The organism is Burkholderia sp. BCC0398 (assembly GCF_902833245.1).
GTDB lineage: Bacteria > Pseudomonadota > Gammaproteobacteria > Burkholderiales > Burkholderiaceae > Burkholderia > Burkholderia sola.
Genome location: NZ_CADFEM010000016.1, coordinates 34,146 through 55,457 on the forward strand (window position 1 = coordinate 34,146; position 21,312 = coordinate 55,457).

Annotated in this window: 19 protein-coding genes; 11 read left to right on the forward strand and 8 right to left on the reverse strand. The window is 66.9% G+C overall.

The features are described 5' to 3' along the window. Window positions 1-90: 90 nt before the first annotated feature. From HWX76_RS29260 to HWX76_RS29270, 3 genes are all read right to left on the reverse strand, one after another. On the reverse strand, window positions 91-291 hold the full coding sequence (locus HWX76_RS29260; protein ID WP_176016725.1) for a hypothetical protein: 201 nt from the start codon (window positions 289-291) through the stop codon (window positions 91-93). Between the two features lie 292 nt (window positions 292-583). Further along, window positions 584-2,293 (reverse strand): 2-isopropylmalate synthase, encoded by a 1,710-nt coding sequence (gene leuA / locus HWX76_RS29265; RefSeq protein WP_176016765.1) that lies wholly within the window; start codon window positions 2,291-2,293, stop codon window positions 584-586. Between the two features lie 509 nt (window positions 2,294-2,802). Next, on the reverse strand, window positions 2,803-3,057 hold the full coding sequence (locus HWX76_RS29270; RefSeq protein ID WP_124631451.1) for a hypothetical protein: 255 nt from the start codon (window positions 3,055-3,057) through the stop codon (window positions 2,803-2,805). A 198-nt stretch (window positions 3,058-3,255) separates the two neighbouring features. On the opposite strand from HWX76_RS29270, the gene HWX76_RS29275 reads away from it, so the two are divergent. From HWX76_RS29275 to HWX76_RS29285, 3 genes are all read left to right on the forward strand, one after another. After that, window positions 3,256-3,645, forward strand: a complete 390-nt coding sequence (locus HWX76_RS29275) for a fucose-binding lectin II (protein WP_050017095.1) — start codon at window positions 3,256-3,258, stop codon at window positions 3,643-3,645. Between the two features lie 123 nt (window positions 3,646-3,768). Next, window positions 3,769-4,590: a fucose-binding lectin II gene (locus HWX76_RS29280; RefSeq protein ID WP_089489980.1), complete on the forward strand. Its 822-nt coding sequence runs from the start codon at window positions 3,769-3,771 to the stop codon at window positions 4,588-4,590. Window positions 4,591-4,765: 175 nt separating this feature from the next. Further along, window positions 4,766-5,500 carry a fucose-binding lectin II gene (locus tag HWX76_RS29285; RefSeq protein WP_050017098.1) on the forward strand — a complete coding sequence of 245 codons (735 nt, stop codon included), beginning with the start codon at window positions 4,766-4,768 and terminating at the stop codon, window positions 5,498-5,500. A 90-nt stretch (window positions 5,501-5,590) separates the two neighbouring features. Here the strand turns inward: HWX76_RS29285 and HWX76_RS29290 are convergent, their stop codons facing one another. After that, window positions 5,591-6,961: a M23 family metallopeptidase gene (locus HWX76_RS29290; protein WP_176016726.1), complete on the reverse strand. Its 1,371-nt coding sequence runs from the start codon at window positions 6,959-6,961 to the stop codon at window positions 5,591-5,593. Between the two features lie 277 nt (window positions 6,962-7,238). On the opposite strand from HWX76_RS29290, the gene HWX76_RS29295 reads away from it, so the two are divergent. The 4 genes from HWX76_RS29295 to dbpA all read left to right on the forward strand — a co-directional run bounded on the left by HWX76_RS29295 (window position 7,239) and on the right by dbpA (window position 12,178). Beyond that, window positions 7,239-8,108 (forward strand): mechanosensitive ion channel family protein, encoded by an 870-nt coding sequence (locus tag HWX76_RS29295; protein WP_050017101.1) that lies wholly within the window; start codon window positions 7,239-7,241, stop codon window positions 8,106-8,108. Window positions 8,109-8,638: 530 nt separating this feature from the next. Next, entirely contained in the window at window positions 8,639-10,300 is a 1,662-nt protein-coding gene (mqo, locus tag HWX76_RS29300; protein WP_176016727.1) for a malate dehydrogenase (quinone), read from the forward strand. Window positions 10,301-10,586: 286 nt separating this feature from the next. Next, the gene (locus tag HWX76_RS29305; protein WP_006483193.1) at window positions 10,587-10,784 is read left to right on the forward strand and encodes a hypothetical protein; all 198 of its coding nucleotides are present in this window, start codon (window positions 10,587-10,589) and stop codon (window positions 10,782-10,784) included. Then, window positions 10,781-12,178, forward strand: coding sequence for an ATP-dependent RNA helicase DbpA (dbpA, locus tag HWX76_RS29310; protein WP_124556785.1), 1,398 nt, complete (start codon window positions 10,781-10,783; stop codon window positions 12,176-12,178). The genes HWX76_RS29305 and dbpA overlap by 4 nt, the downstream gene beginning before the upstream one ends. Before the next feature lie 50 nt (window positions 12,179-12,228). Here the strand turns inward: dbpA and HWX76_RS29315 are convergent, their stop codons facing one another. Then, entirely contained in the window at window positions 12,229-13,053 is an 825-nt protein-coding gene (locus tag HWX76_RS29315) for a PhnD/SsuA/transferrin family substrate-binding protein (protein ID WP_176016728.1), read from the reverse strand. 243 nt (window positions 13,054-13,296) lie between these two features. On the opposite strand from HWX76_RS29315, the gene HWX76_RS29320 reads away from it, so the two are divergent. Beyond that, the gene (locus HWX76_RS29320; RefSeq protein WP_176016729.1) at window positions 13,297-14,322 is read left to right on the forward strand and encodes a fatty acid desaturase; all 1,026 of its coding nucleotides are present in this window, start codon (window positions 13,297-13,299) and stop codon (window positions 14,320-14,322) included. Window positions 14,323-14,497: 175 nt separating this feature from the next. After that, window positions 14,498-15,700, forward strand: a complete 1,203-nt coding sequence (locus tag HWX76_RS29325; RefSeq protein ID WP_176016730.1) for a benzoate/H(+) symporter BenE family transporter — start codon at window positions 14,498-14,500, stop codon at window positions 15,698-15,700. 21 nt (window positions 15,701-15,721) lie between these two features. On the opposite strand, the gene HWX76_RS29330 is transcribed toward HWX76_RS29325, so the two are convergent. From HWX76_RS29330 to HWX76_RS29345, 3 genes are all read right to left on the reverse strand, one after another. Continuing rightward, window positions 15,722-16,609, reverse strand: a complete 888-nt coding sequence (locus tag HWX76_RS29330; protein ID WP_176016731.1) for an NAD(P)H-binding protein — start codon at window positions 16,607-16,609, stop codon at window positions 15,722-15,724. 134 nt (window positions 16,610-16,743) lie between these two features. Then, window positions 16,744-17,667 (reverse strand): AraC family transcriptional regulator, encoded by a 924-nt coding sequence (locus tag HWX76_RS29335; protein ID WP_089489976.1) that lies wholly within the window; start codon window positions 17,665-17,667, stop codon window positions 16,744-16,746. Window positions 17,668-18,077: 410 nt separating this feature from the next. Further along, window positions 18,078-19,031 (reverse strand): LysR family transcriptional regulator, encoded by a 954-nt coding sequence (locus HWX76_RS29345; protein ID WP_034203040.1) that lies wholly within the window; start codon window positions 19,029-19,031, stop codon window positions 18,078-18,080. 100 nt (window positions 19,032-19,131) lie between these two features. Here HWX76_RS29345 and HWX76_RS29350 point away from each other — a divergent pair, with 100 nt between their 5' ends. Beyond that, window positions 19,132-20,490, forward strand: a complete 1,359-nt coding sequence (locus HWX76_RS29350; RefSeq protein WP_176016732.1) for an NAD(P)/FAD-dependent oxidoreductase — start codon at window positions 19,132-19,134, stop codon at window positions 20,488-20,490. Window positions 20,491-20,816: 326 nt separating this feature from the next. Then, window positions 20,817-21,251: a phosphatase gene (locus tag HWX76_RS29355; RefSeq protein ID WP_050017113.1), complete on the forward strand. Its 435-nt coding sequence runs from the start codon at window positions 20,817-20,819 to the stop codon at window positions 21,249-21,251. Window positions 21,252-21,312: the final 61 nt, after the last annotated feature.

Below are 21,312 nucleotides of genomic sequence, written 5' to 3' on the forward strand. Positions count from 1 at the left end.
GAGTAGGTGCTATCGAATTACATAGCATGACTACAGCCGGGCCCAACGGCCGCCGCCGAAGCGGCTCCGGCGCCGCCACACCCGATCAATTTAACGTGGCGGATTGTTACAGCCAATCGGACCAGGCTGATTCTGCGAAAGCAGCGCACGGAGCGCGGCGAATTCTTCCTCCAACTGATCGTACGCAGCCTTGACGGCCGAATCCGCGAGCAGGCGTGCAGTGTCCGCCGCGGTGTGCCGCACCAGCACGTACCGATCCTCGTAAACGCTTGTACCGCGAGCCTTGGTCATCGTTGGCTTCCTCCTTCAATGGCCCATTGGCGATGCCCTCTGAGCCAGGTAAGTGAAGTTCGAACGATAACTGCTGCACACGCTCGACACAAAAAGAAAAACTGCTGCCGTCACAAACGGCAGCGGCCTACCCCGGCTGGTGTACCCGCCGCGCCGGCATCTCGATGCGAAAACGCGCGCTTGGGTGGACTTCATGAAGCAGGCGCTACAGGCGGCACTCGGCGGGCCATGCAGCGCCCTGTCGGCGACGCGGCCGCACCGGAGAATTCCGGCGCGACCGCCCCTGCCGCAGTTACGCCACGGCCGTCACCGCGCGCTCCGCGTCAAAGAACGTTGCCTGCGCAACCTGATCCGCACGCGCATACGCGCGGTTCACGCCGCTGATCACCGCACGAATCGACGCGGTCGTCAGGTTCGCATCGACGCCGACACCGAACGCACTGCCGCGCACACCCGTGCCGGCCAGCTCGGCGATCGCGATCGCCTTCGCATCGGCGCCCTGCGACAGCGCGCGCTCCTCGTAATGCTGGATCCGCAGCGGCGTGTGCAGCGCATGCATCAGCGCGTCGAGCGGGCCGTTGCCCTCGCCGCGCAGCACGCGGCGCTCGCCGTGCACGTCCGCGGTCAGCACGATCGTCTCGCGGCCGTCGCGTTCGGTCAGCTCATGGCCGACATAGCGCAGCGGCGTATCGCTTTCGACGTATTCCTGCTGGAACAGCGACCAGATCTGCGCGCTCGTCACTTCGTGCCCGCTGTCGTCGGTCAGGCGCTGCACGGCCGCGCTGAAATCGACCTGCATGCGGCGCGGCAGCGCGACGCCGTAGCCCTGTTCGAGCAGGTACGCGATACCGCCCTTGCCCGACTGGCTGTTCACGCGAATGATCGAATCGTACGTGCGACCGAGGTCGTTCGGATCGATCGGCAGGTACGGCATTTCCCATACGGCGTCGGCGCGCTGAACCGCGAAGCCCTTCTTGATCGCGTCCTGGTGCGAACCGGAGAACGCAGTGAACACGAGATCGCCGACATACGGATGGCGCGGGTGAATCGGCAACTGCGTGCATTCCTCGGACGTACGCGCGATTTCGTTGATCCGCGAGAAATCGAGGCCCGGATCGACGCCCTGCGTGTACAGGTTCAGCGCGAGCGTCACGAGGTCGACGTTGCCCGTGCGTTCGCCGTTGCCGAACAGGCAGCCCTCGATCCGGTCGGCGCCCGCCATCACCGCGAGCTCGGCCGCCGCGACCGCGGTGCCGCGGTCGTTGTGCGGGTGGACGGACAGGATCAGCGAATCGCGGCGCGCGAGATTCCGGTGCATCCATTCGATCTGGTCCGCATAGTAATTCGGTGTTCCGATTTCCACCGTGGCCGGCAGGTTCACGATCGACTTGCGCTCGGGCGTCGGCTGCCATACGTCGAACACCGCATCGCAGACTTCCTTCGCGAAATCGAGTTCGGTCGCCGTGAACGTTTCCGGGCTGTACTGCAGCGTGAATTGCGTGTCGGTCGCCGCATCGGCGCACCGCTTGATCGTGCGCGCCGCGTTCACCGCGAGCTGCTTCACGCCATCGCGATCGAGGCCGAACACGATCTTGCGGAATTCCGGCGCGGTCGCGTTGTACAGGTGCACGATTGCGCGCTTCGCACCGCGCAGCGATGCGAAGGTGCGCTCGATCAGGTCGTCGCGCGCCTGCGTCAGCACTTCGATCGTCACGTCGTCGGGAATGTGACCGCCCTCGATCAGCTCGCGGACGAAGTTGAAATCGGTTTCGGACGCGGACGGGAATGCGACCTCGATCTCCTTGAAGCCGATCGCGACCAGCGTCTTGAACATCCGCATCTTGCGCGCGGCGTCCATCGGTTCGAACAGCGCCTGGTTGCCGTCGCGCAGGTCGGTGCTCATCCAGATCGGCGCCTGCGTGATCGTGCGCGACGGCCACGTGCGGTCGGGCAGGTTGACGGGCGTGAACGGTCGGTATTTCGTCGCGGGGTTCTTCAGCATCATGATGTCGGTCCTCGGTCTGTTTGTCGGTGAAGCGCGGCGCGGCAGCCATCGGCGTCAGGAGCCAGCGACGCACGCAGCGGAAAAAACGGCAAGAAAGCGGCACAACGGCAAAGCGGTACGGCAAACGACAGCCTTGACGGTTGAGCGACCGGGACGGAGCGGAGTGATGACGGAAAAAAGACGAACTCAGGCGCCGGTCGACAACCGGGGCCAGGTCGGTGATGCGGGGAAAATCTGGCGCTTCAGGAACGAAGCAGATGGAAAGCGCGCAGCCGCAGACCCAGCCCGGAGAAGCGGGCTAGTAGTCGTAGCGAGAAGAGGAACTGGGCGGCGTGCATGGCCGGCATCAAATCACAGGGTGACCACGGCTGTCAACCGGGGACGGCTGCGCCTTCCGTCCCGCCCGATCCCGCGATACGCGCGTTGACGCAGAATCAGTCCCGTCCGATAGCCGACGGCGTCCGTCGTCGATATGCTTCACGGGTGCGGCGCCGGTGAGGCCCTATTCATGTTCGGAGTGAGTCGGTCCATCCTCTTCGCCGGTCGCCGCACACCCCTCCCTTGCGATCGGGCTTCGGCGCGGGCGTTCGACGGTGGCCGGTGGGCGCGGCCACGACCGAGATGTCGATGTTGAAACGAAACGCTGCCATATGCGAACGCCGAGCGTCTGCTCCGAAGTCCGATTGCGCCCCCCTCTCTCGCTTCGCGTTGCGCGCTCGCGCATCATTCAGGAAATCGATACACGCATCGATATAGTTCATCGAATATATCGAAATCCCCTTCATTAATCACATTTCAGTAAATCGATTAGCGCCGCCTTTCGATTTAATGAACAATAACCATTCTCGCCCGAATATTTTTTTATTTATTTTTCGCCATGCTTTGTACGTCGCGTTTCAAACGGCAAACGTTTGCGCGACAAGGCTCGCGCCTTATCCAATACCTATCAGGAGGCAAGCATGGCCGACTCTCAAACGTCATCCAATCGCGCCGGCGAGTTTTCGATTCCGCCGAATACCGATTTCCGCGCGATTTTCTTCGCGAATGCAGCCGAGCAACAGCACATCAAGCTGTTTATCGGCGACAGCCAGGAACCCGCCGCGTATCACAAGCTGACGACGCGCGACGGCCCGCGTGAAGCCACGCTGAATTCCGGCAACGGCAAGATCCGTTTCGAAGTGTCGGTGAACGGCAAGAAGTCGGCGACCGACGCGCGCCTCGCGCCGATCAACGGCAAGAAATCGGACGGCTCGCCGTTCACGGTCAACTTCGGGATCGTCGTGTCGGAAGACGGCCACGACAGCGACTACAACGACGGAATCGTCGTGCTCCAGTGGCCGATCGGCTGACCTGACGCGCGATCGACGGTCGCCCGCTGCCGGCCGCTTCCATGGCGGCCGGCGGGTTTGCGCCGGGTTCCGCGGACCCTCGCGCCCCATCCAGAACAAACCGCCTCATCACCGGAGACATCCATGCCGCTTCTTTCCGCTTCGATCGTCAGCGCGCCCGTCGCGACGTCGGAAAGTTACGTCGACATCCCGGGCCTGTATATCGACATCGCGAAGGCCGGGATTCGCGACGGGAAACTGCAGGTCACCCTCAACGTGCCGACGCCTTACGCGACCGGCAACAACTTCCCCGGCATCTATTTCGCGATCGCGACCGACAAGGGCGTCGTCGCGGACGGCTGCTTCACCTATTCGTCGAAGGTGCCCGAAAGCACCGGGCGCATGCCGTTCACGCTCGTCGCGACGATCGACGTCGGCAGCGGCGTCACGTTCGTGAAGGGCCAGTGGAAAAGCGTGCGCGGCAGCGCGATGCATATCGATTCGTACGCGAGCCTGTCCGCGATCGGGGAAACGGCCGCGCAGTCGTCGTCGCAAGGCGGCGGCAATCAGGGCGGCGAAACCGGTGGCGGCGGATCGGGCAACATCGGCGGCGGCGGCGAACGTGACGGCACGTTCAACCTCCCGCCGAACATCAAGTTCGGCGTCACCGCGCTCACCAACGCGGCGAACGACCAGACGATCGACATCTACATCGACGACGACCCGAAACCCGCGGCGACGTTCAAGGGCGCCGGCGTGCAGGACCAGAACCTCGGCACGAAGGTGCTCGACTCCGGCAAGGGCCGCGTGCGCGTGATCGTGATGGCGAACGGCAAGCCGTCGCGCCTGGGCTCGCGGCAGGTCGACATTTTCAAGAAGTCGTACTTCGGGATCGTCGGCTCGGAAGACGGTGCCGACGACGACTACAACGACGGCATCGTGTTCCTGAACTGGCCGCTCGGCTGAGCGGCTGAGCGGCGGCGGTCGCGAAACATCGCAACGGCGACCGGCCCGCCCTGCATTGCGAATCGTTCGAGCAGTCATTTGCAGTCCCACGTTCCACGCTCGGCGCCGCGCGCGGCCCGGTGCAATCCGTTCACCGGCCGCGCGGCGCGAGACTTTCCATCAACACGAGGACGACATGTCACAACCCTTTACCCACGACGATCTGTACGCACTGCTGCAACTCGCGGGCAACGACGCCACCGCCGTGCAGGCCAGCGGCGATCAGGCCGTGCTCGACCGGATGCGTCAGTTCATGACCACGCAGCTCGTCGAGAAACTGCCGCAGTACGACGTATTCGTCGATATCGCGACGATCCCGTACAGCTTCGACGTCGGCAGCTGGCAGAACAAGGTGAAAACCGATGCGGCCGGGCAGGTCGTCGCGTGCACGGTGACGTGGGCCGGCGCGCCGGGCGTGTTGCCCGGCGCCGCGGCGAAGTTCGGCGTCGGCGCGGTGGTCAATTACTTCTCGAAAGCGACGCCGCAACCCGTGCAGCCGGAGCCCGTGCCGACCGGCGGCGGCGAACGCGACGGCGTCTTCAACCTGCCGCCGAACATCGCGTTCGGCGTGACCGCGCTGGTCAATTCGTCCGCGCAGCAGACGATCGAGGTCTTCGTCGACGACAACCCGAAACCGGCCGCGACGTTCCAGGGCGCCGGCACGCAGGACGCGAACCTGAACACGCAGATCGTGAACTCGGGCAAGGGGAAGGTTCGCGTGGTCGTGACGGCGAACGGCAAGCCGTCGAAGATCGGCTCGCGTCAGGTCGATATCTTCAAGAAGACCTACTTCGGGCTGGTCGGCTCGGAAGATGGCGGCGACGGCGACTACAACGACGGCATCGCGATCCTGAACTGGCCGCTGGGTTGAACCGCAGGAGCCTGACGGTCGTCGCCACGCCGCCCGGCGTGGCGATTGGCCGGTGTGCCTCGGCCCTCTGCAAGCGCAGCCCCGCACCGATCACCCCGCCTGCGGCGCGACAGCCGTCGACATCGCCACGGGCTGCGCGAACGCGGCCGACGCCAATTGAGTGCGCGCGTCACGCGCCACGCGGTTGAACGCCACGCGCTGCGCGCCCTTCAGTTTCGCCGCCTTGGCTGCATGCACGAGTTCGATTGGATCGACGAGGCGGGCATGCCGGCGAACCTCGAAGTGCAGATGCGGGCCGGTCGCCGTGCCCGTGCTGCCGACCGCGCCGACGCGTTGACCGCGCACGACGCGCGCGCCGGTGCGCAGCGTCGGCTCGAACGCCGACAGGTGCGCGTAGTACGACGCATAGCCGCCGTCATGCCCAATCACCACGTACTTGCCGTAGCCGTTCGGCTCGGTGCCGATGAACGTCACGACGCCGCGCTCCGACGCATGCACGGCGCGGCCTGCGGGCGCCGCGAGATCGACGCCCGAATGCACGTGACGCGCCCCGCTCACCGGATGCACGCGCGTGCCGAATTGCGAGCTGACGCGCGTCGCGGCGACCGGCATCGCGAAGCGCGTGCCGGCAAGCGGCATGCCGTCGAGTTCGTAATAGGCACCCGGCGAGCCGGCCTGCGGCGCGAACCACACGGCCGCGACGCGCTGCCCACGAAAGCGGACGTCGAGCGCCGTCACGCGTGCGCGGCCCGGCCGCACTGCGTCGTGGTCGGGCTCGAATGCCACGCGGAACGTATCGCCATGCGCGCCGCGCTGCTTCGGATCGACGCGCCCGGCCAGCATGCGGACGATCTGCTCGGCGACGCCGGTCGGCAGATCGGCGCGCGCCAGCGACGCGCGCAGGCTGCCGACGATCGCGCCGGCGCGCGTGCCGCGATCCGGCTGCGCGAGCGTGAACGGCTCGGCGGATGCCAGATCGACCGCGCCTCGCGCGAACGCCGGCTGCGCGCCCGTCGCGGGCAGCGCCGACGCCAGCCCGTAATGGAACCGCGACGCATAGCCGCGTTCGACCGCATCGCGCGCGGTCTCGCACAGCACGCGATACGCGACGCAGGCGCCGAAGCGCGCCACCGGATCGCCGCGCCCGGCGCCGGTCGACACGTTCAACGCGGGCGACACGTATGCGACGTCGAGCGGCGCGGACGATGCATGCAGGCCGCCCCACGTCGTACGCGCGGCATTGAAGAAAGGCACGTCGTCAAGGTCGGTGGTTTCCGCCGTCGCGGGCGCGAGCTGCGCGGCGTCGTGAAACGCCTGCGCTGCCGCGCCCTGTGCGCCGGCCACGCAGGCCGCCGCGACGATGCCGCGCAGTAACGCGCGGCCCATCGGGAAACGGTGAACGCCGCGCGGCGCGGGTTGACCTTGCTCGCGTGCGACACGGAAACGCAGGTCTGACCGCATGACGTCGTCACTCGCTATTCAATGAAAATCGGGAAAAAACCGGGCATCGCAGAGGAACGATCGTCGCGATCCGGCTACTCGAAAGCGAGTGTATCGGCGTGGTCGAAACGGCTAAATAGGACTTGTCTTATTTTCTTGAAAAGATGATTAATACTCGTACTAAATCGACGCAACCGGTCGCCGCGCATCGCGCGAAGCCCACGCCGCCGTGTACAGTCGAGGGCTGCCGGCGCGCGACACGCGCCGCGCACTGTGTGTTCAAAACCGGAATCCCGTCATGTTTCTCGATCATCTTCATCCGGAACGCTGGACGTTCCTGTGGAACGCGTTGTCCACCCTCTCCATCAAGCTGTCCGCCGGCCTGGCGCTGCTCGTAGCAGGCTGGTGGCTGTCGAAGCGCGTCGGCAACTGGCTGAACCGGCTGCTCTCGAACAAGGAGCGCGTCGACGACACGCTGCGGCCGATCCTCTGCGACGTCGCGGTGTGGGGCATCCGCATCGTCGCGATCGTCGGCGCGCTGTCGCAACTCGGCATCGAAACCGCGAGCATCGTCGCGGTGCTCGGCGCGGCCGGCCTCGCCATCGGGCTCGCGCTGCAAGGCACGATGCAGAACATCGCCGCCGGCATCATGCTTCTGCTGCTGCGGCCGTTCAAGGTCGGCGACTACATCGACGGCGGCTCGGGCGTCGCGGGCACCGTCGACGAGGTCGGGCTCTTCATGACGCGCCTCACGAAGCCGGACGGTATCTGCGAATACGTGCCGAACAGCGCGCTGTGGGGCAGCGCGATCCGCAACTACACGCGCAACCCGACGCGCCGCCTCGATCTCGAAGTGGAAGTGTCCGTGCATGACGATATCGAGCGCGCGCTCGAAGCGCTGCGTGCGCTGGCCGCGGCCGATCCCGACGTGCTGGAGGACCCCGCGCCGGACGTGATGGTGATGCGCTTCGACGACAGCACGGCCGTCGCGAACATGCGCGTGTGGACGCATACCGACACGTTCTGGGCGCTGCGCTGGCGCCTCGCGCGCCAGGTCCGCAAGACGCTCGCCGATGCGGACTGCGCGCTGCCGATCCGCACGCGGGAATTGCATATCGTGCACGATGCGGAGCGCCGTGCGGACGATGCGCGCGTGCGCGTTTCGTAAGGACCCGATGAAACGTTACTCTCCCGCCGCGTCGTTTGCCGCCGCGATGGCCTGCGTATTCGTCCCGGTGTAGCAGCATGTCCATCACACCCATTCCGCCCTGCTGATCCGCATCGATTTTCCCGCGTCGCGCACCGTCATTCCGGAAACCCGGACGCACAAAAAACCCCACGAAAACAGGGATATTCGTCGTCTGCGACACATTGTCCGAGTTCGGTTATATTACGCGCCCCTTGCCACCCCGCCCCCGCAAAACGCGTCGCGCGCGGCCTCGGTCAACGCAGCCTGAAGCGCCGTCCGCTCAGGCTTGCCGCCAGAGCCCCGGCGCGTGGCACACCGTCGCGACGCAGGCGCTTGCCTGCTCTCGGGAAGCCGATCCGAAGGTGTCCTTCCGAATGGCTTCGCGTGCGCAAATGCAACGGCGCGCAGCGCCGGTCCGGAATTCCGGATTCGCGATCCGGATCTCCGGACCCGTGTTTCGGCGCAACGGAACCGCACGCCGGGCGGCATGGCAAACCGATGCATCCAAGTTGAAAAAGGGATCTGCTGTGATCAAAACGTTACGGGTAATACTGTCGGCGCTCGCGCTGTGCATCGCGACAACGTCCGCGCACGCCGCCGATACGAAGAAGGTCGATGTCCTGCTGGTGGGCGGCGGCATCATGAGCTCGACGCTCGGCGTCTGGCTGCACGAACTCCAGCCCGACTGGTCGATGACGATGGTCGAGCGCCTCGACGGCGTCGCTCTGGAAAGCTCGAACGGCTGGAACAACGCCGGCACCGGCCATTCGGCGCTCGCCGAGCTGAACTACACGCCGGAGAAGGCGGACGGCAAGGTCGACATCTCGAAGGCGATCGAGATCAACGAATCGTTCCAGATCTCGCGTCAGTTCTGGGCCTGGCAGGTGAAGCAAGGCGTGCTGAAGAACCCGCACTCGTTCATCAACTCGACGCCGCACATGAGCTTCGTGTGGGGCGACGACAACGTCCGCTTCCTGAAGAAGCGCTACGAAGCACTGCAGGCGAGCCCGCTGTTCCGCGGGATGCAGTATTCGGAAGACTACGACCAGATCAAGCAATGGGTGCCGCTGATGATGGAAGGTCGCGACCGCAGCCAGAAGGTGGCCGCGACGTGGACGCCGATCGGCACCGACGTGAACTTCGGCGAGATCACGCGCCAGTTCGTCGGCTACCTGAAGACGCAGCCGAACTTCACGCTGTCGCTGTCGAGCGAAGTGCGCGAGATCTCGCGCAACGCCGACGGCACGTGGCACGTGTCGTGGGTCAAGCTGCATTCCGACGAACCGGCGCAGTCGGTCGACGCGAAGTTCGTGTTCATCGGCGCGGGCGGCGGTGCGCTGCATCTGCTGCAGGCGTCGGGCATCCCCGAAGCGAAGGACTACGGCGCGTTCCCGGTCGGCGGCTCGTTCCTCGTGACCGACAACCCCGAAGTCGTGAAGCAGCACCTCGCGAAGGCCTACGGCAAGGCGTCGGTCGGCTCGCCGCCGATGTCGGTGCCGCACCTCGACACGCGAATTATCGACGGCAAGAAGATCATCCTGTTCGGGCCGTTCGCGACGTTCTCGACCAAGTTCCTGAAGAACGGCTCGTACTTCGACCTCGCGAAGAGCACCAACCTGCACAACGTCGCGCCGATGATGCGCGTGGGCGTCGACGAATTCCCGCTGGTGCAGTACCTCGCCGGCCAGTTGATGCTGACCGACGACGACCGCTTCAACGCGCTGAAGGAATACTTCCCGAACGCGAAGAAGGAAGACTGGCGCCTGTGGCAGGCCGGCCAGCGCGTGCAGATCATCAAGCGCGACCCGGTCAAGGGTGGCGTGCTGAAGCTCGGCACCGAGATCGTCGCATCGCAGGACGGCAGCATCGCGGGCCTGCTCGGCGCGTCGCCGGGTGCGTCGACGGCCGCGCCGATCATGCTGAACCTGATGAAGAAGGTGTTCAAGGACAAGGTCGCGACGCCCGAGTGGCAGCAGAAGATCCGCCAGATCGTGCCGAGCTACGGCACCAAGCTGAACGACAGCCCGGCGAAGGTCGTCGAGGAATGGACGTACACCGCCGACGTGCTGCAACTGTCGCCGCCGCCGAAGATCGACCTCGGTGTGCCGTCGCAGGCCACCGGCGCCGCACCGGCCCGTCCGGCGAAGGCGTCGGCCGACATGGCGCTGTAACGCGCCCGACGCCGCGCAACACCGCGCGCGGCCCCCGCGGCACCGTTATGCCGCCCGACACGGCCGCCCTCCGGGGCGGCCGTTTTTCCTGGTGCGCGCCGGGCGGAGGCACCGGCTTCCGCTAGAATTGCGGCACGCGCGACCGCGTCGCCGCCCGATCCATCACCCGCATCGACACAACCCGAGCCACCGCCGGTGCGGCCCGCGCCCGAGCCGCGCGAGCGCCGCTCGCCGTGGCCGCGCCCGCCCGGGCGCGCCATCAACCGAATTCAGCTGGAGAAAGACCGTGTTTACCTGCCGAAACCAGAGCTGCGGCACGCAGTGGGAACAGTCCGACGTCGTCATCAAGGACGAAGGCCAGGGGCTGCTGTTCCGCTGCCCGCTATGTGGCGCCCGCAACTATCTCGAACGTTTCGAGGACGACGAAGGCAACGTCGTCTACGAGCAGATGGAAGGCCGCCCCTACCTCGGAGACCTGTCTTGACCCAACCGACCGCCACGCCGTTCAGCGCGCTGCCGCTGACGCCCGCCACGCTCGCGAACCTCGCGCAGCTCGGCTATGTCGACATGACGCCGATCCAGGCCGCGAGCCTGCCGATCGCGCTGGCCGGCCAGGACCTGATAGCGCAGGCGAAGACGGGCAGCGGCAAGACCGCGGCGTTCTCGCTCGCGCTGCTCGCGCGCCTCGACGTGCGCAGCTTCGACGTGCAGGCGATGATCCTGTGCCCGACGCGCGAGCTCGCCGACCAGGTCGCGCAGGAAGTGCGCCGCCTCGCGCGCGCCGAGGAGAACGTGAAGGTGCTGACACTGTGCGGCGGCACGCCGATGCGTCCGCAGGCGCAGAGCCTCGAGCACGGCGCGCATATCGTCGTCGGCACGCCGGGCCGCATCATGGATCACCTCGATCGCGGCAACCTGAAGCTCGACGCGCTGAACACGCTGGTGCTCGACGAAGCCGACCGGATGCTCGACATGGGCTTCTTCGACGACATCGCGAAGGTCGCGCGGATGTGCCCGACGACGCGCCAGACGCTGCTGTTCTCCGCGACCTATCCGGACGGCATCGCGAAGCTGAGCCAGCAGTTCCTGCGCAATCCGAAGGAAATCAAGCTCGCGGAACGCCACGACGACAGCAAGATCCGCCAGCGCTTTTATGAAGTGACCGAGGACGAGCGGCTGCATGCGGTCGGCCAGTTGCTGAATCACTACCGGCCGGTGAGCACGATCGCGTTCTGCAACACCAAGCAGCAGTGCCGCGACCTGCTCGACGTGCTGCACGCGCAGGGCTTCCACGCGCTCGCGCTGCACGGCGAGCTCGACCAGCGCGAGCGCGACCAGGTGCTGATCCAGTTCGCGAACCGCAGTTGCTCGGTGCTGGTGGCGACCGACGTCGCCGCGCGCGGGCTCGACATCGCGCAGCTCGAGGCGGTGATCAACGTCGACGTGACGCCCGACCCGGAAGTGCACGTGCACCGCATCGGCCGCACGGGCCGCGCGGATCAGGACGGCTGGGCGCTGAGCCTCGCGAGCATGGACGAGATGGGGCGCGTCGGCGCGATCGAGCAGGCGCAGAAGCGCGAAGTCGAATGGCATCCACTCGCCGAGCTGAAGCCGGCGGATGACAGCGTGCTGCTGCCGCCGATGGAAACGCTGCAGATCCTCGGCGGGCGCAAGGACAAGATCCGCCCGGGCGACGTGCTCGGCGCACTGACCGGCGACGCCGGGTTCGACGGCAAACAGATCGGCAAGATCAACGTGACCGAGTTCTCGACCTATGTCGCGATCGAGCGCGGCGTCGCGCGCGACGCGCTGCGCAAGCTCAATGCGGGCAAGATCAAGGGCAAGCGGGTCAAGGTCCGGTTGATGGACGAGGAGTAAGCGGCGCGCGGCGCGGGCGGTCGCGGCACCGTCGCGCGCCGCCCCGTGCGTCACCTGAGTTCGGGATAGCCGTGCGCGGCGGCTGCCTGCGCGAACCGCGCAATCGTGTCGTAGTCGACCTGCGCCAGCCGGTCGAACCCCTTCAGCCTCAGCACGCGGGCCCGCTCCGCATCCGCGGCGACCGCGCGATCGAGCCCCTCCTGCAACGCGCCCACCTGCGTGTCCGTCAACGCCCGCGATGCGACGAACGGCAAGCCCGGCGCGGATGCCGTCGCGCCGATGATCCGGATGTCCTTCAGCAGATCGGGCAACGCGTCGCGCACATACGCGAACGTCACGCAATCGATCGCCGCGCAATCGGCTTCTCCCGATGCCAGCGCACGCAGCACGTTCAGGTGCGACCCGAACGGCGTGACCGAGCCGAAGAACCGTCCGTCGTGCGCATGCGGCGCGACCGCGTGCCGGAAGGCGTTCATCCCGCTGTGCGAATCCTCGCCGTTGAAGGCGGCCCGCAACCCGCGGCAGGCAGCGAGCGTCGTCGCGCCGCCCGCATGCACGCGCGCCGACACGACCAGCACGCTGCTGTAGCGCGCACCGTCGCAACCGTCCGCGTCGAAAATCGGGGTTGCAACCAATCGCACGACGTCGCGCAAGCCGAGCATCCGGTACGGGTAGCCGCAGGTCTGCGACAGCAGCAGATCGTCGCGCCGCCACAGCGCCTGCAGGTCGTCGAACGGCGCGTCGGGCAGCATGACGTCGGCAGGCCCGCCCGCGTTCACGAACGCATCGAGTGCATCGCGCAGCAGCGCGCGCCACAGCACGGCGTGGCGCGGCGTCACGTTGTACATCGGCAGGACTGCGATCCAGGGTTTCATGCGGGGATTTTACGCGTCGGCGGCGGCCCGGATGCTTATCGGCCGCAACGCGATAAGCAAATGCGAATCGATTGGTTGGCGTAGCCGCGCCGCCTCGGTACCGTTCGAATGCCTGCCGGCGCGCCGTCGTGCGCGATGCCGGGCGGGCCGACCGTGATCCGCGAGACACCAGCGCACCCGGGCCGAGCGCCCCGGTTCCATCGCTCGTTCCCCGCACTGCCCGATCCATCCTGCCTCAACGCCATGGCCGAATACTTCGACGTCGACCACGCGCGCGCGATCGCCGCGCTCGACGCCCGCTTCACCGCCCGCACCGAGTGGCCGACCTGGCTGCTGGTCGTGGTCATCTACGGCGGCTGGCTCGCCGTGCTGCTGCTCGTGCGCGAAGGACACCTGTCGCTCGTCGCCACGACGCCACCGCTGATCCTGCTCGGCGCGTGGCACCTGTCGCTGCAGCACGAGCTGCTGCACGGCCACCCGACGCGTTCCGCGTTCGTGAACAAGCTGCTCGGCTATCCGCCGCTGACGGTCTGGTATCCGTACACGCTGTATCGCGACACGCACCTCGAGCATCACCGCGACGAAGACCTGACCGTGCCGGGCATCGATCCCGAAACGAACTATGTGACACGTGAACGCTGGGCGCGGCTGCCGCGCTGGCGCCGGGCGCTGACGGTCGCGCGCAAGACTTTCATCGGACGCATCGTCGTCGGGCCGCCGCTCGCCATCGCGGCGACGTTCCGCGATGCGTTCGCCGCGTTCCGGCGAGGCGACTTTCGTTATCTGCCGATGTGGTTGACTCACGTTGCCTGCGTGGCCGCGCTGCTCGCGTGGCTGCAATGGGCGATCGGCGTGCCGTGGTGGTACTACCTGCTGGCCGTCACGTGGCCCGCGCTGTCGCTCGCGATGATCCGCTCGCTGTACGAGCATCGCGCCGCGCCGCATCCGAAGGCGCGCATCGCGATCAACGAAGCCGGCTTCGCGATGCGACTGCTGTACCTGAACAACAACTATCACCTCGTCCATCACGACCTGCCGAAGCTGCCGTGGTACGACCTGCCGCGCGCATACCGGATGCGACGCGACGCGTATGCGCGGAAATGCGGCGGCTTCGTGATCCGCGGCGGGTATCGCGCGCTGCTCGCGCGCCATGCGTGGACGCCGACCGATCCGCCCGTGCATCCGTTCGACGAGGGTACGGCATCGCTGTCGACGGGCAGCGGGATCAAGGTGGCGGTGGTCGACTGGGTGTTGCAGATCAGTACCTGACGTCAGAAGTTTCCGCGTTTCGGCACCCATCCTTACGAAAAGCCGACAACGCCGATCGTCGTCCGCGAATTGCCAATTGCGCCGGCAATGCGCAGAATGGCGGCTCATCCGGGGCTTCCGACCATCATTCGTCCCGGCTCCGCCGCACGGCCGCGCGCCGCCTTCCCCGACGACGATGCAACCCAACACCCCACCCGGCGCGATCCGCGCGCTCGGCAACGACTGGTCCGTTTCCGCGATCACCGCAGGCTTCCTCGCGGTCCTGATTTCCTACGCGGGCCCGCTCGCGATCTTCTTCCAGGCTTCGCAGGCCGCGCATGCGACCAACGACATGGTGTCGTCGTGGGTCTGGGCGATCTCGATCGGCGCCGGCGTGTCGGGTCTGTTCGCGAGCTGGAAGCTGAAGGTGCCCGTCGTCACCGCGTGGTCGGCGCCGGGCACTGCGCTGCTCGTCGGCCTGTTTCCGCAACTGACGCTCAACCAGGCCGTCGGCGCTTACATCACGGCCGCGCTGATCATCCTGGCGATCGGCGTGTCCGGCTATTTCGACCGGCTCGTGCGCCACATCCCGCGCGGCATCGCGTGCGGGATGATGGCCGGCATCCTGTTGCCGTTCGGCATGCATGCGTTCTCCGCCGCGACCGCGCAGCCGGTGCTCGGTTTCGGGATGATCGCGGCGTACGTGATCTTCAAGCAGCTGCTGCCGCGCTACAGCATCGTGCTCGTGCTGCTGACGGGCGCCGCGCTCGCGACACTGCTCGGGATGACGGATCTCGGCAACGTGTCGCCGAGCCTCGCGCGGCCGATCTTCATCGCACCCGAATGGACGCTCGGCACGACGCTCAGCCTCGCGCTGCCGCTCGTCGTCGTCAGCCTCACCGGACAGTTCCTGCCGGGGATGACGATCCTGCGCGTGTCCGGCTATCACACGCCGGCGCGCCCGATCATCACGGCGACCAGCGTGATGTCGCTGGTGGTCGCGTGCTTCGGCGGAATCACGATCGTCGTCGCGGCGATTACCGCGGCGCTCTGCACCGGCAAGGACGCGCACGAGGATCCCGCGCGGCGGTACGTCGCCGGGCTCGCGAACGGCGCGTTCTACCTGATCGGCGGGCTCTTCGCGGGCACGATCGTCACGCTGTTCTTCGCGCTGCCGAAGGCGTTCGTCGCGATTCTGGCGGGGCTCGCACTGATCGGTGCAATCGGCGCGAACGTGCATGGAATCTTCGAGGATGAGAACCATCGCGAAGCGTCGGTGATCACGTTCCTCGCGACCGCGTCGGGGATGACGTGGCTCGGGCTCGGGTCGGCGTTCTGGGGGATCGTGATCGGGTCGGTGGCGTATGGGGTGTTGAACAAGATGCGCAGGCCCGCGTGATGCGCGCCGCGCCCCCTTCACTCAACGCGCATGCTTGCGCACCAGTTGCGCAAGCGCTTCCTCCAGCGTCGTCGTCCCGTACACCCGCTCCGACACGTCGGCCTCGACATCGATCCGCCCGGCGTTGTGCACGTCGTACAGATCGACGATCAGCTGTGCATGACGCTCGCTGAGCCCTGCGCGCAGCAGTGTCGCGTTCCACGTGTCGCGCGGCAGCTCGCGCGCGACGATCGCGCGGCCCGCCGCCGCGCCCAACGTATTCGCAATCGCGGTCACGCTCACGCGACGCGGCCCTTCGACGCTGACGATGCGCGGCGCGCTCCCGCCTTCCGGTGCATCGAGCAGCAGCCGTGCCGCGACGACGCCCACATCGGGCGCCCAGACCGTCGGAAATACCTTGCCGACCGGATGGTGAAAGCTCGGCAGCACGCCGGTGGCGAGCGCGACCGGCAGCACGCGCGCCCAGTTCTGCAGATGCTCGGCCGAGCGCAGCAGCGTAAGTTGGGTGGGGATCGTCTTCAGCCGCTCCTCGAAGTCATGAAACAGACGCGTGATACCCGTATTGCCTTCAAGCTCCGCGCCGTAGTCCGACAACGCGAGCAGCGCCGGCGGCGGGTTCGCGGCGAGCGCGGCGGTCGCTGCATCGATCGTCCGTGTCATCGTCGCGGCCGGATCGAGATCGGCGGCCGGCACCGGGCACAGCATCTGCACGGCCTGCGCGCCGTCGATCGCCGCGGCGATCGCATTCGCGTCCGTCAGGTCCGCGATCGCGACATCGCAGCCGAGCTGCGCAAAACGTTCGCGATGGCGTGCATCGCGCAGCACCGCACGTACGGAATGGCCTGCGTTGCGCAAGGTCGTCACGGTCGACAGGCCGACGTTGCCGGATGCTCCGAAGATCACGAACACGATTCGCTCCTGGGGGATGAAAGTGCTGTGATTGTCGGCAGGCGCGACCGGAAAGGCGCGCACGGAGGGATGAATCGAGCAGGAAAGGATGACGGGATGCGAGCGCGGGTACGGCCCGCGCGTCCGTCCGCGCGCTAGCGACGTGGAGGCTTCGTGCCATCCTCGCCGTCATAGGCAAGCCGCAACCCGCCCCGCGCACCCGACCGCGCGATCTCCGTCGGCGTTGCGCCGAGCACGCGGTTCATCCAGTTCGCCATGTGACTCTGATGCGCGAACCCGGCCTCCAGCGCGATCTGGCTGATGCTGAGCCGGCCTTCGAGCAGCAGCGCCTTCGCGCGCTCCACCCGGCGCCGCACGACGTACTGGTGCACGGGCATCCCGAGCGTTTCGCGGAACAGCACCTTGAAATGCGGCACGCTGATCGACACGAGCGCCGCGAGTTCGGCCAGCGTCATGCGCCGGTCGAGATTCGCCTCGACATAGTCGATCACGCGCGCCGCGGCCTTCGGCGCCAGCGTGCGCCGGCGTTCGCGAAACGCAGGCTGGCCGTCGACCAGCCGCGCGACGAGCGCCGTGCACAGGCTTTCCGCGTAGAGCGGATCGGATGCGTCTTCCGCTTCGAGTTCGGCGGCCATCGCCCACGCGATGTGCTGCAGCCGCGGGTCGCGCACCTGCAGCCGCCGGCGGATCTGCGCGCGCGACGGCTTCAGTTCGAGCTGTTCGACGGTGCGCCGCACGAACGTGTCGCTGAGCGCGATGTGCAGGATCCGGCAGTCGGCGCTGTCGGTCCACTGGCCGGGCAGGCCGGCCGGAATCACGTCGACGTCGCCGTGCGCCTGGATGCGCGACACGCGCTCGCCGTCGCACACGCAATCCGCGCGCACCGGCGCGCCGATATGCACGCCGATCCGGTGATGCTCGGCCGCCGGAATCCGGTACGTGCCCGCGCGAATTTCCAGCAGCGACGCGCCGAAGCCGCGCCAGCCGAGCCCGCGGCTGGAGCGCAGGCTGACGGGGACGCCGTTGTCCGTCGGCGCGGCAAGAATCGGATCGCTCATTGATGGTCTCCACCAGATCAGGTGCCGAACGCGCATTGTGACGCGTTTCGGGCCGGCGTGCCGGCCCTGCGCGGCCGCCGCCGAATCGAGCAGAAAAAGATCATCCGTTTCTGCTCGAGACGATCCTTGCGTGCGCGCCGGCGGGCGCCGCGAAGCCTACGATCGCCTCATCCGACACCTACGGAGCCCCGTCATGCCCCATTACTGCCCGCTACGCGCGACGTTCATCGCGCCCTCGCCTTCCGCCGCTCGCGCTCCATCCGGCCCCGACTCCCCCAACGGTCGCACCGCCATCGCCATGTGGTGCCTGCGCGTCGTCGGCTGGTACCGGCTCGAACGGCTGCTCGCGTCGATTCCCGACAGTAACGACGACTTCGGGCTCGTCTGACCGGCCGGTCGATACACTCCATCTATTTGCGTCGCCGCTCGTGCGACGCCACCGTCGCGCCGTCGATCACCGGCGCGCCCTGCTTGATCAGGAAGTCGCGGAACAACCCCGTCACCTGCGAGATCCGCCGGTCGGCGAGCGTGACGACATACCATTCGCGCTCGATCGGGTTGCCGGGAAACGGCAATTGCCCGAGCAGCCCGGTGCGCAGTTCGAGCGCACACGCGTGCAACGACAGGAAGGCGACGCCGAGGCCCGCTTCGGCCATCTGCTTGATTGCCTCGTTGCTGGACAGTTCGGATCCGACATGAAAGCGATAGCCCGCGTTCTTGAACAGGCTCTCGACGGTCGAGCGCGTACCCGCGCCGCGTTCGCGCACGAGCAGGTGCGCGGATTCGAGATCCTTCAGCGCGACGCGCTTGCGCTGCATCAGCGGATGGCCGGGCGCCGCGACGAACACCATCGGGTGCTTCGCGAACTCGACCGCGTGCGTGCGCAGCTCCTTCGGCGCGCTGCCCATCACCGCGAGATCGATTTCATGCGTCGCCAGCATACGGATGATGTCGTCGCGGTTGCCGACCTTGAAATACGTCTTCACGTGCGGACGCGTCGCGGTGAATTTGACGAGCAGCGGCGGGATCAGGTATTCGGCCGTCGTGATCGCGCCGATCCGCAGCGTGCCGCCGAGATCGCCGGTCAGCGCGGCCACTTCGTCGCCGGCCTCGCTCCACAGGTGCAGGATCTCGCGCGCGTAGCGCGCCACGATCTCGCCGGCGGCGGTCAGCTGCACGCCGCGTCCCACCCGCTGCAACAACGCGGCGCCCACGGCCTCTTCGAGCAGGCGAACCTGCAGCGACACGGCCGGCTGCGTCAGGTTCAGCTCCTCGGCCGCGCGCGACACGCTGCCGAGCCGCGCGATCATGTCCAGCGCCTTCAACTGCCGGAACGTCGCGGTCTTTCCTATAAGTGAATACATATGAGTCGCTTATAAACATTAAATTGTTCGACTGGGTACGAAACTATATCGTCGGTTCTTGAGCAATGTCATCCGAATCGTCATTCAGCGGGAGCCCAACATGGACAACACCACGCCCACCCTTGCAATGGACCGCGCACCGCGCCTGCCGCACATCGTGATCGTCGGCGGCGGCGCCGGCGGCCTGCAGCTCGCGACGCGTCTCGGCGATACGATCGGACGCCGCGGGCAGGCCGAGATCGTGCTCGTCGACCGCTATCCGACGCACTTCTGGAAGCCGCTGCTGCACGAAGCCGCATCGGGCCATCGCGATCCGGCGTCCCACACGATCGAATACGCAGCGCAGGCGAAGCGCCACGGCTTCCGCTTCGTGCAGGGCGCGCTGCAGTGGGTCGACCGCGCGGCGCGCACGGCGACGATCGCGGCCGTGCACGATGCGGACGGCACGGAAATCCTGCCGCAGCGCTCGCTGGACTATGACGATCTCGTGCTGGCGGTCGGCAGCGTGACGAACTTCTTCAATGTGCCGGGCGCCGAGCGCCATGCGCTGCCCCTCGAAAACCTCGATCAGGCCGAGGATTTCCGCCGCAAGTTCCTTGCCGCCTGCACGAAGGCGAATCACGTCGCCGAGCAGCAGCCCGCACGGCGCGCGGCGCCGATCTGCATCAACGTGATCGGCGCGGGCGCGACGGGCGTCGAACTGGCCGCAGCGCTGCGGCACGCGGTCCAGCAATTGACGACGTACCGCTTCAAGGCGCTGGTGTCCGCGCGCGACGTGCACATCCGGCTGATCGAAGGCGGCCCGCGCATCCTGCCGGCGCTCGACGAACGGCTGTCCGGCAAGATGCACGCGCAACTGCGCGCGCTGAACGTCGACGTGCTGACCGACACGCGCGTGGCGGAAGTCGGCGCGGACGCCGTGACGACGGCGACCGGCGAACGCCTCGCGAGCGACATCACGATCTGGGCGGCCGGCGTCGCGGGCCCCGCGATGCTGCGAAACATCGGCGACATCGCGCTCAACCGGTCGAATCAGGTGATCGTGACCGACACGCTGCAGACGCCCGACGATCCGCACGTGTACGCGTTCGGCGACTGCGCCGCGTGCCCGTCGACCGGTGCAAGCGGGTGCCTGCCGCCGCGTGCGCAAGTCGCGCACCAGCAGGCCGTGTATCTGGTCAACGCGTTCGCGCGCCGCATCGCCGGCAAGCCGGTGGCCGGCTTCACGTTCCACGACGCGGGCACCGTCGTGTCGCTCGGGCAGGCGGGCGCCGTGTACCAGGCGGACATCGGCGTGCGCTCGCGCTCGCTGATCGTCGACGGGCTCGCGGCGATCGGGCTGTACAAGTTCCTGTATCGCAAGCACCTGTTCAGCGTGGTCGGCGCGAAGCGCGCGCTGTTCCAGTCGCTGAGCCACTGGCTGCAAAGCCGTAACCAGCCGTCGATCAAGCTGCACTGATCGCACCTGTTCGCACGCACCATCGCAACGCGGCATATCGGGCGAGCGTCGCTCGATATGCCGTTTCTTTATATGTATATGCGCGATGCATCCGGAATGTGCGCCATGCTGGTGCATCCCCTTGAAGGCCATCGAGACGATGCCATTCGCGCGTGAAATGCCGCGCGACACGTGTCCCGCGCCCGCTCTGGCTTGCCGCCCCATTCATTAGTCGAATCGTATGAGTCGACTAAAAATATTAATTGGTCGCGTTTTCCGGATCGACGCTAAGGTGTGTGGCATTCCCGTCGGCGAACGGATCATCACGTTTCTGAAAAGGAATCACCGTGGTCATCGAAGCCATCGTCACCCGTCTCGACGCAGCATTCGCCCAGATCGAAGCAACCCCGGATTCGCGAGAGTCGCGCCATCAGCGCGATGCAATCATCCAGTGGCTCGACCGCGCATCGGAAGAAGGCTATCGGCTCGGCCTCGTCACGACGCTGCCGGCCGCGCGGCTCAACGACATGTTCGAAGGCCAGTTCGGCCGCGCGAACCTCGACCGCTTCTCGGTCGTCGTCACGGACACCAATCAACAGGACTCCCGATCGAATCAGCATCCGTTCGATGTCGCGCTACAAGCGCTCGGCGTGCCGCGCGAGCGCGCGGTCGGGATCGCGAGCAGCGAACCGGAACGCCGTGAAGCCGAGCATTTCGGGCTGTCGCGCTGCGTGAACATCACCGATACGGTGCGCTCGATCGCATCGGCCGGGCTGCACTGAACGCCCGCACACGGGCCGGCCGTGGCCGGCCATCATCGTCGATTCGGCGGCAATCCGACAA

Bases quoted from the DNA above. Each gene is read 5' to 3' on its own strand.
- HWX76_RS29260 (WP_176016725.1), bottom strand. From the start codon at position 291: ATGACCAAGGCTCGCGGTACAAGCGTTTACGAGGATCGGTACGTGCTG.
- leuA (WP_176016765.1), bottom strand. From the start codon at position 2,293: ATGCTGAAGAACCCCGCGACGAAATACCGACCGTTCACGCCCGTCAAC.
- HWX76_RS29270 (WP_124631451.1), bottom strand. From the start codon at position 3,057: ATGAACTATATCGATGCGTGTATCGATTTCCTGAATGATGCGCGAGCG.
- HWX76_RS29275 (WP_050017095.1), top strand. From the start codon at position 3,256: ATGGCCGACTCTCAAACGTCATCCAATCGCGCCGGCGAGTTTTCGATT.
- HWX76_RS29280 (WP_089489980.1), top strand. From the start codon at position 3,769: ATGCCGCTTCTTTCCGCTTCGATCGTCAGCGCGCCCGTCGCGACGTCG.
- HWX76_RS29285 (WP_050017098.1), top strand. From the start codon at position 4,766: ATGTCACAACCCTTTACCCACGACGATCTGTACGCACTGCTGCAACTC.
- HWX76_RS29290 (WP_176016726.1), bottom strand. From the start codon at position 6,961: ATGCGGTCAGACCTGCGTTTCCGTGTCGCACGCGAGCAAGGTCAACCC.
- HWX76_RS29295 (WP_050017101.1), top strand. From the start codon at position 7,239: ATGTTTCTCGATCATCTTCATCCGGAACGCTGGACGTTCCTGTGGAAC.
- HWX76_RS29315 (WP_176016728.1), bottom strand. From the start codon at position 13,053: ATGAAACCCTGGATCGCAGTCCTGCCGATGTACAACGTGACGCCGCGC.
- HWX76_RS29320 (WP_176016729.1), top strand. From the start codon at position 13,297: ATGGCCGAATACTTCGACGTCGACCACGCGCGCGCGATCGCCGCGCTC.
- HWX76_RS29325 (WP_176016730.1), top strand. From the start codon at position 14,498: ATGCAACCCAACACCCCACCCGGCGCGATCCGCGCGCTCGGCAACGAC.
- HWX76_RS29335 (WP_089489976.1), bottom strand. From the start codon at position 17,667: ATGAGCGATCCGATTCTTGCCGCGCCGACGGACAACGGCGTCCCCGTC.
- HWX76_RS29345 (WP_034203040.1), bottom strand. From the start codon at position 19,031: ATGTATTCACTTATAGGAAAGACCGCGACGTTCCGGCAGTTGAAGGCG.
- HWX76_RS29350 (WP_176016732.1), top strand. From the start codon at position 19,132: ATGGACAACACCACGCCCACCCTTGCAATGGACCGCGCACCGCGCCTG.